Genomic DNA, 15,202 nt, shown 5'->3' on the forward strand with positions numbered 1-15,202 from the left:
CTCCATCGCCCGCGTCGTCGACGGGCAGCTGCGCGTCGGGCCCGACAGCGCCGGGGCCCGGCCGGGGCCCGTCTGCTACGGGCGCGGCGGCACGCTCGCCACCGTCACCGATGCCGATGTCGTGCTCGGCATCATCGACCCCCAGACCTTTCTCGGCGGCAAGATGAAGCTCGACAAGGCGGCGGCCTCAGCCGCGATCGAGGAACAGATCGCCAGGCCGCTCGGCCTGACCACCGAGGAGGCGGCCGCCGGCATACGCCGCATCGTCGATGCCCAGATGGCCGATACGCTACGCGAGGTCACCATCGGCCGCGGCCATGATCCGCGCGACTTCGTGATCTTTGCCTATGGCGGAGCCGGCCCGGTCCATTGCGCCGGCTATGGCGCCGAGCTCGGCGTGCCCAAGATGGTGGTCCCGGTCACCTCAATGGCGCATTCGGCCTATGGGGCGCTAGCCGCCGATCTGCAGTTCGCGGTCGAGAAGTCGCTGCTGATGCGGGCGGGCGGCGGGTCCCGCGCCCCGGCCGACGGCCTGGTCGCCTCCGAGATCGCGGCGGGTTTTGCGAGCCTCGAAGCCGAATGCCTCGATGCCATGCGCCGGGCTGGCGTCGCGGAAGAGGACATCCAGCTCGTGCGCACGGCGGACCTGCGCTATCGCCGCCAGACCAACGACCTCATCATTCCCGTGCCATCGGGCGAGATCGCCGACGCGACGCTGGACGACCTCGTCGCACGCTTCGAGGCCGTCTACGAGCAGACCTATGGCAAGGGATCTGCCTTCCGCGAAGCCGGCATCGAGCTGACCAACATCCGTGTCGAGGCCTTCGGCAAGGCGCGCCGGCCGGAGATCGCCCTCACGGCGCCCTCATCCGAGCCGACGGTCGGCAAGCGCCGCATCTTCGAGCCCGTGGCCGCCGAATGGATGGAGTGCGCCGTCTACAATTGGCGCGAGCTGCCGATGGATTTCACGGTTCCCGGCCCTGCCGTCATCGAGCATCCCGAGACCTCGGTCTTCGTCGCGGCCAGCCAGATCGCCCGGCTCGACGCCACCAGCAACATCACCATCGAGCAGCGTTAGGAAGACCACCATGTCTACAACCGACAACGCCATCGATCCCATCACCTTCGAGGTCGTGCGCAACAAGCTGCAGGCGATCACCGAGGAACAGGCGATCACGCTCAAATCGGTCTCCGGCTCACCGGTGGTGACCGAGGCGACCGACTTCAACAACGGCCTCTATCTCGCCGACGGCTCCATCGTCACCATGGGCCCGCAGGTGCTGTTCCACACCGGAACGATGTCCTCGGTGATCCGCTCGATCAATGCCGAGTTCGCCGAAAATCCGGGCATCCGGGAGGGCGACATGTTCATCCTCAACGATCCCTATCGCGGTGCCATCCATCAGCCCGACGTCTCGATCGTCGCTCCGATCTTCCATCAAGGCCGTCATGTCGCCTGGGCCGGCTCCTGCGCCCACCAGCTCGATGTCGGCGGCATGAGCTTCGGTTCCTGGGCCATCGGCGCCACCGAGATCCAGCAGGAAGCCATGCTGCTGCCGGGCATCAAGCTGGTCGAGAACGGCGTGCTGCGCCAGGATCTGTGGCAGATGATCATGGGCATGACCCGCCTGCCCCATGTCCTGGGGCTCGACCTCAAGGCGATGATCGCGGCCAACACCGTGGCGGCCCGCCGGCTGGTCGAACTGATGGACCGCTATGGCGGCGACACCGTCGAAACCATCATGGCCGAGGAGATCGCCAGTTCCGAGCGCCAGATCCGCCAAGTCCTCTCAGCCCTGCCCGACGGCGTCTTCCGGGCGCGCGACTATATCGAGCATGACGGCCACGAGAACGTGCTCTACCGCGTCTGCGTGACCGCGACCAAGAAGGGCGATCGCCTCACCCTCGACATGACCGGCACCTCGCCCCAGGCGCCCGGCTTCATCAACTGCACGGCCTCGGGCATGCGCGGCGCCGCGCTGACCGGCCTGCTGCCCATCCTGGCGCCCCGCATCCGCTGGAACGAAGGCATCCTGCGCGCCGTCGATTTCGTGGCGCCGGAAGGCATCTTGTGCAACGCCTCCTGGCCGGCCCCGATCTCCTCGGGCACGATCTCGACCGCCTGGATCGTCCAGAACGTGGTGGTTTCTGCGCTGTCGCGCCTGGTGGCCTGCTCGCCCGAACATGCCGGCGAGAGCCAGGCCGTCACCAAGGGCCACATGATGGTGATGACGCTGGCCGGCCGAGATCGGGACGGCGCGCCCTTCGGCACCTTCCTGCTCGACTCCACGGCGGGCGGAGGCGGTGCCTTCCCCGACCATGATGGCCTCGACGGTTCCGGTGATTTCTGCGTGCCGCGGCCGGCCATCGCCAATGTCGAGGCCAATGAGGCGAACGGCCCCCTGCTCTATCTCTTCCGCGCCTTCGTGCCCGACAGCGGCGGGCCCGGCCGCCAGCGCGGCGGTGCCGGTGCCGCCCTCGCCATCGCGCCCTATGGCACAGATGCCCTGCAGGCGATGATGCTGGGCCATGGCGTGGAAGTGCCCAATGCCATCGGCCAGTTCGGCGGCCTGCCCGGCGCCTGCGGCCGGAACGTCATCCGCCGCGACGCCGGCGATCCGGCGGTCCTGGCTGGTCTCGCCGGTGATCTCGACGATTTGCTGACGGCCGGTGTCGAAGAGCTCGGCCCCAAGCCCGGCCGCATGCGCCTCACCTCGCATGACGTGCTCGGCTACGCCTTCCAGGGCGGCGGCGGTTATGGCGACCCCCTGCTGCGCGATCCCGACGCGGTGCTTAGGGATATCGTCAACGGCCATGTCAGCTCCGCTGCCGCGGCCGCCCAATATGGCGTAGTGATCGCGAACGGCGCCATCGACAGGCACGCCACCGAGGAAGCCCGGGCCGCGATCCGCGTCCGGCGCCTGGCCGGCACCGCGCCCACGCGGGCAGCGGGCCAAAGCGAGCTCACTATCGCAGACGAGCGCTTTGCCTGCGGCTGTGGCTGCGACCTCGGCCCCGTGGCGGCGAATTGGAAGGAGAAGGTGCGCAGCTATCGCGTGGAACCGGAATCTTACGGGCCGCATATCCGCACCCACGTCGATCTCGAGCTGCGCGAACATGTCTGCACCGCCTGCGGCACCCTGCTTGAAGCCGAGGTCGTGCGCAAGGACGAGCCGTCCCTGGTCACGCTGCAGCTCGGCGCTGCCGCCTGAGACTGTCGGCACGAAAGGAACTCACCATGCAAAATTATCCCGCACGCGGCGCCGTCATCGTCACCGGCGCCGGGCAAGGCATCGGGCGCCGGCTCGCCCTCACGCTGGTCGGCGAAGGCGTCGATGTCTGCATCGCCGACTGGAACGAGGACAAGGGTCGCTCGGTGGCCGAAGAGGACACGCCGGGAACCGGCCGGCGCCTGTTCGTGCGCACCAATGTCGCCGACGAGGCCAGTTGCCAGGCCGCCGTCGCGGCCACACTCGAAGCCTTTGGCGGTGCGTTCGGCCTCGTCAACAACGCCTCGATCTTCTCGACCCTGAAGATGCGCCCCTTCTGGGAGATCCCCTCCGACGAATGGGACCAGGTCCAGGCCGTCAATCTCAAGGGCGTCTTCAACATGACGCGCGCCGCCCGCGAGGCGCTGGCGGCATCGGGCGAGGGTTCGGTCGTCAACGTGGCCTCCTCGACCATCCTTTTCGGGCGGCCCAATTATGCCCATTACGTCTCGTCCAAGGCCGGCGTGATGGGCCTTTCGCGGGCCATGGCGCGCGAACTCGGCGGCCAGGCGATCCGGGTCAACACGCTGACCCCCGGCCCGACCTTCACCGAGGTCGAGCGGGCAACCGTGACGCCCGAACAGAAGGCCGCGATGATCGAGCAGCAATGCCTCAAACGCGCCGGCGGCCCCGACGATATCGCCGATGCGATCGCCTTCCTGCTCTCGCGCCAGGCCCGCTGGATCACCGGACAGCTCCTCAATGCCGACGGCGGCATGATCACCCATTGACCCCGGGCCGCCCTCGCAGGGCGGCCGCAAGAGGTACGCAGACATGGCTTACGCGATAGAACAGGACAGGATGCTGATCGGCGGCGAACTGGTGCATGCCTCGAGCGGCGAGTTCGACCTCTCGATCAACCCCGCCACCGAAGAGGTGATCGGCCGCTCGCCGCGCGGCACGGCCGAGGACGTCGAGCGCGCCTTTATCGCAGCCGATGCCGCCTGGCCGGCCTGGGCCGCCCTCACCCCGGCCGAACGCGGCGCCCGCATGCGCGCCTTCGGCGAGGCCCTGCGTGCCCGCGCCGAGGAGTTCCTCAGGATCGAGGTCGCCGACACCGGCAACACCATCACGCCGATGCGCGGCGATGTCGGCCATGCCGTCGACAGCCTCGGCTACTATGCCGGGCTCATCCACGAGCTGAAGGGCGAGACCATCCCTGCCACCGCGGAGAACCTGCATCTCACCGTGCGGGAACCCTATGGCGTGGTGGCGCGCATCGCGCCCTTCAACCACCCGCTGATGTTCGCCGTCGCCCGCACCGCCGCCATGCTCGCGGCGGGCAATGCGGTAATCGTCAAGCCGCCGGAAACCAGCCCCCTGTCGGCGCTGCTGCTGGCCGAAGTCGCTCGAAAGGCCCTGCCGCCGGGTGTGTTCAACATCGTCACCGGCCCGGGCGCCACGGTGGGCGATGCCATCGTGCGGCATCCCGGCATCAAGCGCATCGCCTTCATCGGCTCGCCCCAGACCGGCCGTGCCATCCAGCGCTCGGCCGCCGAGGTGGCGGTCAAGCATGTGACGCTGGAACTGGGTGGCAAGAACCCCCTGATCGCCTTTCCCGATACCGATCCCGATGTCATCGCGGCCGCTGCGGTCCGCGGTATGAACTTCACCTGGCAGGGCCAGTCCTGCGGCTCCACCAGCCGGCTGCTGCTGCATGAGGACATCCATGATGCCGTGCTCGAACGCGTGGTCGAGAGGGTAGCCAGCCTGAAGCTCGGCGACCCCTTCGATCCCGCCACCGATATGGGTCCGCTCAATTCACGCCTGCAATTGGAAAAGGTCGTTTCCTTTTTCGACAGCGCCAAGAATGACGGCTCGCGCTTGATGACAGGCGGCCGAAAGCCTGCAGGGGAACGCTTCGCCAAGGGATTCTGGGTGGAGCCGTCAGTCTATGCCGACGTCAAGCCCGGCATGCGGCTGTGGCAGGAGGAAGTCTTCGGACCCATCCTGTCGGTGGGGCGCTGGAAGACGGTGGACGAAGCGGTAGACCTCGCCAACAGCACCGAGTACGGCCTCACCGGCGCTGTGTGGACCAACGACATCCGCAATGCCCTCAACGTCGCCCGCAGGATCCGTTCCGGCCATGTCTGGATCAATGGCTGCTCCAACCATTTCCTCGGCGTTCCCTTCGGCGGCATGAAGAATTCGGGGGTCGGCCGTGAGGAAGGCATCGAGGAGATGCTCTCCTACACCGAGGCCAAGACCATCAACATCATGCTCGGGTGAGCCGATAGGTCCGCATACCCAATCGCGCTGCTTGACCGGCTGCACCCGCGATATAGGGGCACGAATGGCATGAGTATTAGCCTCATTCGGCCAATGACTTCATGTTTTTCAGGTCGCTATTTCGGCGCTCAATAACACCGCGGTGCTTTTGCCGATATCTTGCTTGAGCAATTCAATCGCCGATGGCCACTGAGCGCGTGAATGTCGCGGGCAGCAGGGTCGAGAAGGGCACGGCGCAATTGTCGATTGCAGCATGCAGTTCTCGATATGATAAGATTTTCTGATTAGAAACAGAAGATAATGCGATTAGATCTGATGGATAGGATGAATTATTGAGCGAATGAAATCGACGGCGGCAAAGCTTCATGCAGTCGCTCCGCTTCAACGTCGAACAAGATGGAGACAAGCCATGAATTCAGCCCAAACGACTACAATCGATCCTATTGGTGAGATCTACACGGAAGCGACGATACAAGCGCTCAATGCCGCTCTCGCTCAAGAAAACATCGAAGCATCTGCGGTAATCGCCGTCTTGCCCGTACCCAGCAGGACGATGGCGACGATTTCCGGCCCACAGTTCCGCGTCCTGTTCCGGAAGGCTTAAGGCCTGAACGCGCAGCCAACGGTTCTGTCGCAAACTTTCCGTCAAGATTATCTGAGGCATGAAGGCTCCTTCATTCGCGGAGTATCTTCACGTTCAAAGGCCGCCATTTCGATCACGCGGTGATTCCGCTGTGCGTCCGCTGGTACTTGGCTTTACAATCTCAGTGTTCGCGACCTGGAAGAAATGCTGGCAGAGCCGGCCTTGACCATTCGACCGTCCACCGCTGGATCGTGCATTTCTCGCCGCGGCTGCCTGAGCGCTTCAACCGGTGCAAGCGTGCCGTCACCAGCAAATGGCATTTCGACGAGACCTACATCAAGTTCCGCGGTCGCTGGATGTATCTGTACAGTGCCATCGATAGTGTCGGCGAAACGATCGAGTTCTTCGTCTGCGAGAACCATGATCCACAGGTTGCCAAGCGCTTCATCCGCATGGCCCTGAATCATCATGGACGTCCAGAACGCATCGTCATTGCTGGCAGCTAGCTAAACCGTGAGGCAGTCATAGCCTGCGATGGCGAGAACCGGCTGCAGGATCATCGCGGTGTAAAGCGCCGCAACCGGTCGATGCTCGGCTTTAAGTCGCACTTGAGCGCCGACGTCATTCTCTCCGGCATCGAGATGGTCCACATGATGCGCAAGCGGCAGGCGAGGTATGCGTATAATCCCGTTCCGTCGATCGCAGAGCCGTTCGAAATTCTGGCCGCCTGAGCGATCGCCAAAGCGGGCAACCGCATCGAGACTTTAGGTTTGCGATAGACCCCTGGAAATGGTCGTCATCCTAAGCTGAACCGTGGATGTGGATTTGCAGGGGCTGCAACGGCGAGACATTCACATCAGCTCGTACCTTGTAGACATCCCTCAGCATCTCGGCATTGAGAACGTCGACGGGAGGGCCTTCACGATAGAGTTGGCCAGCCTCCAGCACAATGATGCGATCGGCCCATTGGTTGGCCAGTGAAAGGTCATGCAGAACGACGATGACGATGTGCCCCCGGCCAGCGAGATCGCGCACATGCTGCATCACCTGGTGTTGATATCGCAAGTCAAGCGCACTCGTCGGTTCGTCCAGCAGCAAACAAGGCGCATCGTTGACAATGGTTTGGGCCAGGCTCACAAGCTGGCGTTGTCCACCAGACAATTGGTCGATCCTGCTGGTGGCAAGACCCAGTATTCCCAATTTGTCGAGGATATATCCAGCCTGCCATTCCGGGCGGTGACGCGGCGACCCGCTCGCAGGGGATGGGGCAATCCGTGCCGCCGCCATAACCGTCTCGATCGCGGTCAATGCGCCGCCATAGGGCGAAGCTTGCGGCATGAAGCTGATCCAGCGAGCGCGCTCGAAAGGAGATAAGCCGAGCAAATCCTTGTCCGCAAGCATGGCCGATCCGATTGCAGGAACGAGCCCTGCCAAGGCTCGAAGCAGGGTCGATTTGCCGGCTCCGTTCGGACCGACCAAGGCGGTTATCGTGCCCGGCAGGAAGGGGCTGGGCGAGATCTGCCTGAGTACGGGCCGATGGCGGTAGGTCACGCAAAGCTCACGAACGCGAAGGACGGCATCTGCAGGCAGCATCACCGGTGATCCGTGCGTGTGACGACCAGCAGCAAGAAGCCGGGGATTCCGATCAAGGCGGTGACGATCCCGATCGGCAACAGGGTGCCGGGTATGATCGACTTGCTTGCAACCGAAGCCAGCGACATGATCAGGGCGCCGCTCAAGACGCTCGCCGGCAAATAAAGGCGGTGATCCTCGCCAACCAGCAAGCGCGCTGCATGCGGACCGATCAGGCCGACGAAGCCGATGGCGCCGACAAATGCCACCGCAGCTCCCGTCAACAGGCTTATGCGCATCAAGGCAAAGAAACGCATGCGTTCAACGTCCAGTCCGAGCGTGCGCGCCCGGTCGCTGCCCAGTTTCAAGACCGTCAGCTGGTGGCGTACCCGGAATGAGAAAGCGCTCACAAGAGCCAGGACCGTAGCCAGCATGGCCACTCTTTGCCAGTCTGCGCGGACTAGCGAACCCAGAGACCAAAATACGAATTGCTGCAATGCCTGCTCACTGGCGACGAACTGCAAGAGGGCAACCACGGCATTGAAGGTGAAAAACAGAGCGATGCCAACCAGGACAAGGGTCTCGCGCCCCTCGCGCAGCATCGACAACCCCTTCAGCAAAAGGGCTGAACCAAACGCGCAGACAAAGGCGGATGCTGGCAAAAGCCAGTCCGAAGACGGCCAAGGCAGAGAAATGCCAAGCACGATGACGAGCCCTGCCCCCAAAGTGCCGGCTGAGGACAAGCCAGTGGTAAAGGGACTGGCGAGAGGATTGTCGAGAATGGTCTGCATCTCTGCTCCCGCCAGAGCAAGAGCGGCACCCACCAGGACAGCCATGAGTGCAACCGGAAGGCGCACTGCCCACAAGATCAATAAGTCCCGCGGCGCCACGGCGGAGGGCGAAACGATTCCATGGATCACCGTCGACAACCCCATGCCCGACGGACCCGTGGCTATGTCGATGAAACATGCAAACACGACCGCCAACGCCAAGGCAACGATGACTAGGCGTCGACGCTGCAATATTCGCCGATGCGCTTCCAGCGCAGGCGACCAAACCTGGTGGGTCTGGTCGGCCGGAATGGTATGTTTTTTACTGTCGCAACCGATCTCCATCATGCCGCATCGACCCAATAGGTACCTGCCATCGGCACGGCGAGCATTCGGTTCAGAGTATCCAGCGTCTGATTGGGATCGGTGTCCTGGAACGTCTCGGGATGGAACCACTTGGCCATTGCCTCGATTGCCACGATATGAACCGGGTTGTCATTGAAGCCCTGCCAAAGCCCATGTGCTTGCTTTTTTTGGACGGCGTCCAGTGCTGCGATTACGGGGGAATGAAGTATTTTTCCTAAACTGTCTGTCGCCTGCTGAGACGAAATGCCGGCTCCCACGACGAGCCCTCCACGTCCGGCCTGATATTCCCCGCCGGTAGCCAGGTAGATGTCGGGGTTGATCGACAAAAGCTGTTCGCTGCTGATCTGCCCGCTTACGCCAGGCACCAACCGTGCGGCAATATTGATGCCGCCGGCCGTTGCGATGTAGTCGTTGAAGGTTCCCTTGCCGGGCGTAAAACAGCAATCCGTGCCCCCGGCATGGGCGTGCATGAAGACTTGTGGGCGGGATGGCAGGCCGGCACAGCGCTGACGAATCCGATCAAGCCGGGCTTGGTAGAAACGAATAAACGCTTCGGTTCGTTCCTGCGTGTCCAATAGCTGGCCCAGGAGCCGCAGGCTCGGCACCGTGTCCTGCAGGGGGCTGGCATGGAAATCGACCACCACCACTGGAATTCCCGTCGCCTCGAAGCGCTTGACGATCGCACTCGCACCGCTGGCATCAAACGGACCGGCCAAGCTTCGACTGAGGATGATGACATCCGGCGCCACTGAAATCGCTTGTTCGATCGACAATGTTTCCAGCGTCCCCTTACCAACGACGGGAACGCCGTCAAGATTGGGGAAGGCCGCGAGATAATGCCTGAAAGCGGTTGGATCCTGTTGGCGAAACTCTCCGCCGATACCGGCGAGCAGATCGACGGGCTGCGGGTGGGCGATGGCCAACGCGGGCAGTTGGCGGCCCTGCGCCAACAATATGCGCCGGGCCGGCTTGGCAAGGCTGACCGTTCGACCGGCAACGTCTTTGACCACTATCGCTTGCGTGGAGGCAAAAGCGCGTCTGCCGCTCGACAAGGCGAGAGAACCGGCGGCCAACGAAAACAAGACGGTGCGACGGTTATACATCCGCCGCCCCCTCCCTCGCTTCCGGGTAAAGGCGCGTCAACAAGCGCAGGGACCGGCTGATCGCAGCCGGAACGACCGAGGCATGGTTTTCATCGGCAAACTCGACGAAGGAGATGTTCAAGAGTGGGTCGTTCAGAGCCTGCAGCCGCGTTGCCAGTTCACGCGCCCGATCCACCATATGTTTGTCCCCGGCATTGGGCTGGAGTTTCAGCAGACCTGCGGGAAGCCCCCTCTCCAATGCTCCAATGCAAATCAAGAGGCGCGTGTGCTGGGCTAGCCGGTCGTAACGAGCGCAGAAAAGGCGCTCGGCTTTCAAAGCGCCACCATCCCACCACAAGGACGGGCTTGCGGCCGCGACGCTGGAAAAAAGATACGGGCGAGTGAACAGGACATGGAGTGCGAACAGGCCGCCGAGCGAATGCCCAAACAGCAGGCGCCGGCGAGGATCAGCGGTGTAGCGTCGCTCGCAGGCAGGAAGCAGATCCGTCTCAAGAAAATCCAAGAACTCGTTCGCTCCGCCTGAACCTGGAAATTCTTGTGTCACCGAGGGCGTCAGATCGTGCAGACGCTGGTCGATATCGAACGTCTCCTGGGTATCGTAGCCGATGCCGACAACGATCGCAGCCTCCACCCCGGTTCTCGCCGGCCTTCGTGACTGCATCCGCACCGCCTCAAGCATGGTGCCGAAACAGGCGCCGGCATCGAGGACGTAAACGATGGGAAACCCTTGCGGCGGCGGCGCGCCTTCCGGCAGGGCGACATTGACCAGATAGGTGCGACCACGGTTCGTGGCGACGCGATGGCTTTCGGCACGGGCGTAGCCTGCCATGCGCGGCTGATCGAGGAGAAGCGATCTCTTCTCGTGAACGGCTGCGGTGTCGGCGCGCTGAGATGCGTGGTGAGATGGTTGCATTGTCGGTTCTGCTACCATCGATAGGATAGTGAGCCGGTGATGGTGCGGCCCGTGCCGTAGAAGCATTGATTGGCTGAAGCGCACGCTGCCACATATGTCTTGTTCAGCAGGTTGCTGCCGGTCAGCGAAGCACGCCAGCCCTTGAGGGCGGGCCTGAGGTCCTTGAAATCGTAGCTGATGGATGCGTCCACCAGCGTATAGGAAGGAACGCGCATGGCGTGCGTATTGGTCTGGTCGCCAAAGGACGAGCCCACATATCGCAAACCAGCCCCCACGGTGAGATTGGCCAAGGTACCGGATTGGAAGGTGTAATCAGCCCAAAGAGCGGCCGTCTGCCTGGGCACGCCGACCGGCACCTTGCCTTGGACATTGGCCACATTGCTCTTGGTGACTTCCACATCGTTGTAGGTATAGGAGGCAATCAGGTTGAGACCGTCGACGGGCGTCAATTTGCCCCCGATTTCGACGCCGCGCGAGCGCACCTCACCGGTTTGAATCTGACAGGTGGTCGAACTGCACAGCGTCACGGCCGTGTTGGTACTGGTGTGAAGGGTATCCGTGGTCAGCACATTTTGTTGCGTCAGGTCGAATACGGATGCCGTAATCAAGCCCTTGAAGCCCGGCGGCTGATATTTGATGCCGGCTTCATATTGCTGGCCCGTCGTCGGCTTGAAGGCAACGCCGCCATATCCCGTTCCGGTGGTCGGATCGAACGAGGTCGAGTAGCTGGCGTAGGGCGCAAGACCATTGTCGAATTCGTAGAGCAGGCCTGCTTTCCAGGTAAAGGCGGTGTCGCGTGTCCGGCCGCGTGTCAGGGCTCCAGTGGCCAGGTTCTGGGTGTCGACGCTGGTATTGGCCCAGTCATGGCGAACGCCTAAAATGGCATGCCAGCCACCGAACGTGATCTGGTCCTGGAGATAGGTTCCAATCTGCGTTCGTGTTTGCTTTTGATAGGTGGTCAAGGTCGGCGCCGTGATGGATCCATATATGGGATTGAGATAGTTGACATAGGTCGTTGCCCCATTGCCATAAGTCGCATTGGCATTGAGATATTGAAAGTCGAGTCCAGCCAGCAGCTTGTGTTCCAGCGGCCCTGTGGCGAAATTCGCCTCCAGTTGATTGTCGACCGCCACTGCGTCGAGATTTTCAACGTAGTGGGTCGCAGATCTGGCAAGGCAGAGATAACTGACCCCGCCGCACAGGGCTGCAGACGCCCATGCGCTGCCGCCCCCGGGAACCGACAAGGCCTTGAATTCACTTTCGGCGTGCATGTAGCGAAAGTTCTGGCGTACGCTCCAGGTATCGTTGAAGCGATGCTGGGCCTGGTAGCCAATCGTTGCCTGGGTCCGGTCAAAGCTGTTGTAGGCAGGATTCCCGCTGAAGAAGTCCCGTGGGATTTGACCGTTGGGGTTGCGCTGCAGGGTACCCAGGGCTGGCAACCAATTCGATTGGTAGCTGTCGGGATCCCGCTGATAGGTGGCCTGCAATGTAACCGAGGTATCGGGATCGGGAGTCCAAGTGATCATCGGCGCCAGAAGGAAGCGCTCGTCCTTGGTGTAGTCGACGCCGCCATCGGCTTTGCGGCCCACACCAATCACACGATACAACAAGGTCCCGTCAGCATTCACCGCACCATTGAGATCGAAATCGAGTTCGGCCAGATTGTGACTGCCCGTTCGCAGCTGGATTTCGTTCTTGGCGCTCGCATTGGGCATCTTGCTGACAAGATTGATCAGGCCTCCGGGATTGCCCTGTCCATAAAGCACCGAGGCCGGCCCGCGCAGGATCTCGATACGCTCGAGCAGATAGGGATCGATGGAAGGAACGTTGTAGGACACGCCCTTGGGCAAACGAAGATTGTCCCAGTATTGAATGTAATTGGCGTTGCCTCCAAAGCCGCCAAAACCTCTGATGAACGTGGTGTCGAAGCGGCTGCCAGGCCGCGTTTCGGCAACCACCCCTGGCTCGTAGCGTAGCGATTCCGACACCGTTCGCGCGCCCTGGGCCTCGATCTGCTGACGCGTGACGACCGAAATAGACTGCGGTGTCTGCACGATTGCAGCATTGGTCTTCGTGCCGGTGGCACTGCGCTGTGCGACATAGCCGTTGACTGGTCCATTGGCCTTTTCGGCGTTCACGATCACTGGATCCAGTTCAATGGCACCACCATCGCGATCTTGTGCCCGGGCACTGGTGATGGTCACGGCAGCAACTGCCAGCAGGGCAGATCCCAGGAGAGGTCGAGGTGCAAGATTGCGCACGTGCTAAGTCCCGATCAGATTACCGGCCCCGATCTGGATGAATGGTGTGATCGAAGGCCCCGTCACTTTGTGATGCAGGGGTATGCCAGCGCGGCCTCGGGGGGCAACACACAAGCCTTTCGCGAATTGGACAAAGGCTTTTGACGCAGTTTATCGCGGTTTTAAGGTGATCTATGCGCCGGTCGCTTAGCGCAACTCGGTCGGCGGCAGGCCAAACCTTTTGCGGAATATCGTGGCAAAATGAGCGGGCTGGTATCCAACTGAATAGGCGATCTCGGACACGTTGAGGTCGGTTTCCGTCACTTTCTGGTAGGCCCTTTGGAGTCGATGCTCTTGCAGGAAGGCGTGCACGGTCGTTCCAAAAACCCGCCGAAAGTCGATGTTCAATTTGCGTGTATTCGAGCCGACCAGCTGAGCCAGGACAGGCAGCGACGGTGGATCGCGATAGCTCTCGATCAACATCTCGCGGACTTTTTGCACGCGCTCGACATCTTTGAGGGGAAGATGCATGCGCTCCTCGACCGAGCAAGGCAAAAACTGGTCGAGGACGAGAGCCACCAGTTCGAGGGCCTTTCCGACGAGATAAATGTTCCTCCCCAACCCCGTAATCGGACAGGCCATGATCTTGGACGCAACCGAGCGGACCACGTCGTCGGCCGGCAATGCCAGAAAAACAGGGTCTACTTCGCGCCCGATGCGTTTGCCCGCGTCCATCAGGTGCGAAAAATCGAGATTGAATTTCTCCTCGATGAGAGCAGGGGCAATGTGGACAATGGCGTAGCGCAACCGAACATTCGCGGCGAAAACCTGTTCTCGCTTGTGCTCGCAATTATTAAGGATGAGCGTAGCGTTTGGCCCGGCTATCTCGACGACGGATCGATCGTCGATTTTGCACGACATCCGACCGCAAAGGGCAACAGCTACCGTCAGGCCACGACGCAACGGTGTCGCAACGATCTTGGGCTCAGGAAACTCGTTTTCTCCGGTTGATACGATCAGCTGACCGTCGAAATAACTGACAAATGTCTTTTGATAGAGCGGCCCTGTAGTGTCGTGCCGATGATCCGGGACCATGTTTGTCGGAACTTGCATCGCTGATTTGTACAAGAGGTGCCCTCCGCGACTGCATGCAAGATGCTCGTGCCGCTACGCAAACTATGGACCGAGAGAAACTCCTCTAGCGCTCCTGGCAAAATTAGGCAACGACTTGAAAATTAAGCACAATTTGGAATCGTACCAAAATGGAGAATTTGGTGACGGCGGCTCTTTTATGGGAACGGTGTGACTGCACCGGCTGCCGGCGATCGAGACTTCGGCACCATCAATTGCAATCCCAAGCGCGGCAACGGCATCCTCAACAACGAACTCCATAGCGGCAAGCTGGTCTGGAATTGCCAGCGCTTTGTCAAGGACCCCGACACCGGCAAGCGTCAGGTACGACCAAACCCCAAATCAGCGTGGATCCTTCGGGAAGTACCAGAGCTGCGCGTCCTCCAGGACGAATTTTTTGGCAGGCGGTAAAGACGCATCCAGCCAGGAACGCGATCAAGCGCGCCGATAGCGGTGCTGCGGACATCGGCGCCATCAACTATCGCCGACGACCCAATAATCTGCCTCCGAATTGACCAACGACCAAGGGTGGCTGCTGCGAAGGTGAGCTCCAAACCTAGCAAGAATCTCGGCGATGAAGGCGGCAAACGATGTCGAGGATGAGCCAAACTCTCATTGATTGAAGCGAATTGGTTGGCTGAGCGTCAGGGGGCCGCTGCCAAACAGCCCTGGCGGTGGAGCGGGCACCGGACTAGCACGACGGACAAGTGCGACTGCCTCCGTATCGCCAACCGCATCCCCGGAAGAGGCAGCAAGGCGAGCAGATGTGACTTGGCCCGATCGAGTGATCGTGAACACAACGGTGGCGGTCCCCTTTCCGAAACCGGGACGCCGGAAGCGACGGAAATGGGCCGCCAGCAAGGTCTTCCAGGTCGACGGCGACGTCGACGGTGGAGAGCGGCGCCGCCACCATGAAGATGATCAGCAGCACCAGGATGACGTCGATGAACGGCGTGACATTGATGTCGGAGACTTCCGACAGATCGCCGTCCTGCGGATCCTTGAGGGAGACGCCCATGCCGTCAA

At 61.7% G+C, this 15,202-nt stretch carries 13 protein-coding genes and 2 pseudogenes; 7 read left to right on the top strand and 8 right to left on the bottom strand.

Annotated elements, in window-relative coordinates:
• The 6 genes and pseudogenes from BA190_RS32840 to BA190_RS32865 form a co-directional block, all read left to right on the top strand.
• Window positions 1-1,078, top strand: a 1,078-nt coding sequence (locus tag BA190_RS32840) for a hydantoinase/oxoprolinase family protein (protein ID WP_162275274.1), incomplete at its 5' end; no start/stop codon positions are given.
• Between the two features lie 10 nt (window positions 1,079-1,088).
• Window positions 1,089-3,212 (top strand): hydantoinase B/oxoprolinase family protein, encoded by a 2,124-nt coding sequence (locus BA190_RS32845; RefSeq protein WP_068298621.1) that lies wholly within the window; start codon window positions 1,089-1,091, stop codon window positions 3,210-3,212.
• 26 nt (window positions 3,213-3,238) lie between these two features.
• Window positions 3,239-4,000, top strand: a complete 762-nt coding sequence (locus BA190_RS32850) for an SDR family NAD(P)-dependent oxidoreductase (RefSeq protein ID WP_068298623.1) — start codon at window positions 3,239-3,241, stop codon at window positions 3,998-4,000.
• Window positions 4,001-4,043: 43 nt separating this feature from the next.
• Window positions 4,044-5,498 carry an aldehyde dehydrogenase family protein gene (locus BA190_RS32855; protein ID WP_082980211.1) on the top strand — a complete coding sequence of 485 codons (1,455 nt, stop codon included), beginning with the start codon at window positions 4,044-4,046 and terminating at the stop codon, window positions 5,496-5,498.
• 409 nt (window positions 5,499-5,907) lie between these two features.
• The gene (locus BA190_RS32860; protein WP_068298629.1) at window positions 5,908-6,102 is read left to right on the top strand and encodes a hypothetical protein; all 195 of its coding nucleotides are present in this window, start codon (window positions 5,908-5,910) and stop codon (window positions 6,100-6,102) included.
• Between the two features lie 83 nt (window positions 6,103-6,185).
• Window positions 6,186-6,812, top strand: a pseudogene (locus BA190_RS32865) (IS6 family transposase).
• Between the two features lie 70 nt (window positions 6,813-6,882).
• Here BA190_RS32865 and BA190_RS32870 read toward each other — a convergent pair.
• From BA190_RS32870 to BA190_RS32895, 6 genes are all read right to left on the bottom strand, one after another.
• Window positions 6,883-7,674, bottom strand: coding sequence for an ABC transporter ATP-binding protein (locus BA190_RS32870; protein WP_068298632.1), 792 nt, complete (start codon window positions 7,672-7,674; stop codon window positions 6,883-6,885).
• The gene (locus BA190_RS32875) at window positions 7,674-8,771 is read right to left on the bottom strand and encodes an iron ABC transporter permease (RefSeq protein WP_245315029.1); all 1,098 of its coding nucleotides are present in this window, start codon (window positions 8,769-8,771) and stop codon (window positions 7,674-7,676) included. Before BA190_RS32875 ends, BA190_RS32870 begins: the two co-directional genes overlap by 1 nt.
• Window positions 8,768-9,892 carry an ABC transporter substrate-binding protein gene (locus tag BA190_RS32880; protein WP_068298634.1) on the bottom strand — a complete coding sequence of 375 codons (1,125 nt, stop codon included), beginning with the start codon at window positions 9,890-9,892 and terminating at the stop codon, window positions 8,768-8,770. The genes BA190_RS32875 and BA190_RS32880 overlap by 4 nt, the downstream gene beginning before the upstream one ends.
• Window positions 9,885-10,721: an alpha/beta hydrolase gene (locus BA190_RS32885; protein WP_068298640.1), complete on the bottom strand. Its 837-nt coding sequence runs from the start codon at window positions 10,719-10,721 to the stop codon at window positions 9,885-9,887. The genes BA190_RS32880 and BA190_RS32885 overlap by 8 nt, the downstream gene beginning before the upstream one ends.
• A 95-nt stretch (window positions 10,722-10,816) precedes the next feature.
• Entirely contained in the window at window positions 10,817-13,009 is a 2,193-nt protein-coding gene (locus BA190_RS32890; RefSeq protein WP_162275276.1) for a TonB-dependent siderophore receptor, read from the bottom strand.
• Between the two features lie 243 nt (window positions 13,010-13,252).
• Entirely contained in the window at window positions 13,253-14,173 is a 921-nt protein-coding gene (locus BA190_RS32895; RefSeq protein WP_156771806.1) for an AraC family transcriptional regulator, read from the bottom strand.
• 174 nt (window positions 14,174-14,347) lie between these two features.
• Here BA190_RS32895 and BA190_RS32900 point away from each other — a divergent pair, with 174 nt between their 5' ends.
• A complete protein-coding gene (locus BA190_RS32900) occupies window positions 14,348-14,587 on the top strand; it encodes a hypothetical protein (protein WP_068298648.1) in 240 nt (79 codons plus the stop codon).
• Between the two features lie 201 nt (window positions 14,588-14,788).
• Here BA190_RS32900 and BA190_RS35595 read toward each other — a convergent pair whose 3' ends face one another.
• Complete coding sequence (locus tag BA190_RS35595; protein WP_245315030.1) at window positions 14,789-14,974, bottom strand: energy transducer TonB; 186 nt, start codon at window positions 14,972-14,974, stop codon at window positions 14,789-14,791.
• A gap of 49 nt (window positions 14,975-15,023) precedes the next feature.
• Window positions 15,024-15,194: pseudogene (locus tag BA190_RS32905) on the bottom strand (biopolymer transporter ExbD); the annotation flags it as partial.
• Window positions 15,195-15,202 lie beyond the last annotated feature (8 nt).

The organism is Labrys sp. WJW (genome assembly GCF_001676615.1).
In the GTDB taxonomy this organism is placed as follows: Bacteria; Pseudomonadota; Alphaproteobacteria; order Rhizobiales; family Labraceae; genus Labrys; species Labrys sedimenti.

Coding starts and splice junctions, on each gene's coding strand:
- BA190_RS32845 (WP_068298621.1), top strand. CDS start 1,089: ATGTCTACAACCGACAACGCCATCGATCCCATCACCTTCGAGGTCGTG.
- BA190_RS32880 (WP_068298634.1), bottom strand. CDS start 9,892: ATGTATAACCGTCGCACCGTCTTGTTTTCGTTGGCCGCCGGTTCTCTC.
- BA190_RS32850 (WP_068298623.1), top strand. CDS start 3,239: ATGCAAAATTATCCCGCACGCGGCGCCGTCATCGTCACCGGCGCCGGG.
- BA190_RS32875 (WP_245315029.1), bottom strand. CDS start 8,771: ATGATGGAGATCGGTTGCGACAGTAAAAAACATACCATTCCGGCCGAC.
- BA190_RS32885 (WP_068298640.1), bottom strand. CDS start 10,721: ATGGCAGGCTACGCCCGTGCCGAAAGCCATCGCGTCGCCACGAACCGT.
- BA190_RS32855 (WP_082980211.1), top strand. CDS start 4,044: ATGGCTTACGCGATAGAACAGGACAGGATGCTGATCGGCGGCGAACTG.
- BA190_RS32860 (WP_068298629.1), top strand. CDS start 5,908: ATGAATTCAGCCCAAACGACTACAATCGATCCTATTGGTGAGATCTAC.
- BA190_RS32870 (WP_068298632.1), bottom strand. CDS start 7,674: ATGCTGCCTGCAGATGCCGTCCTTCGCGTTCGTGAGCTTTGCGTGACC.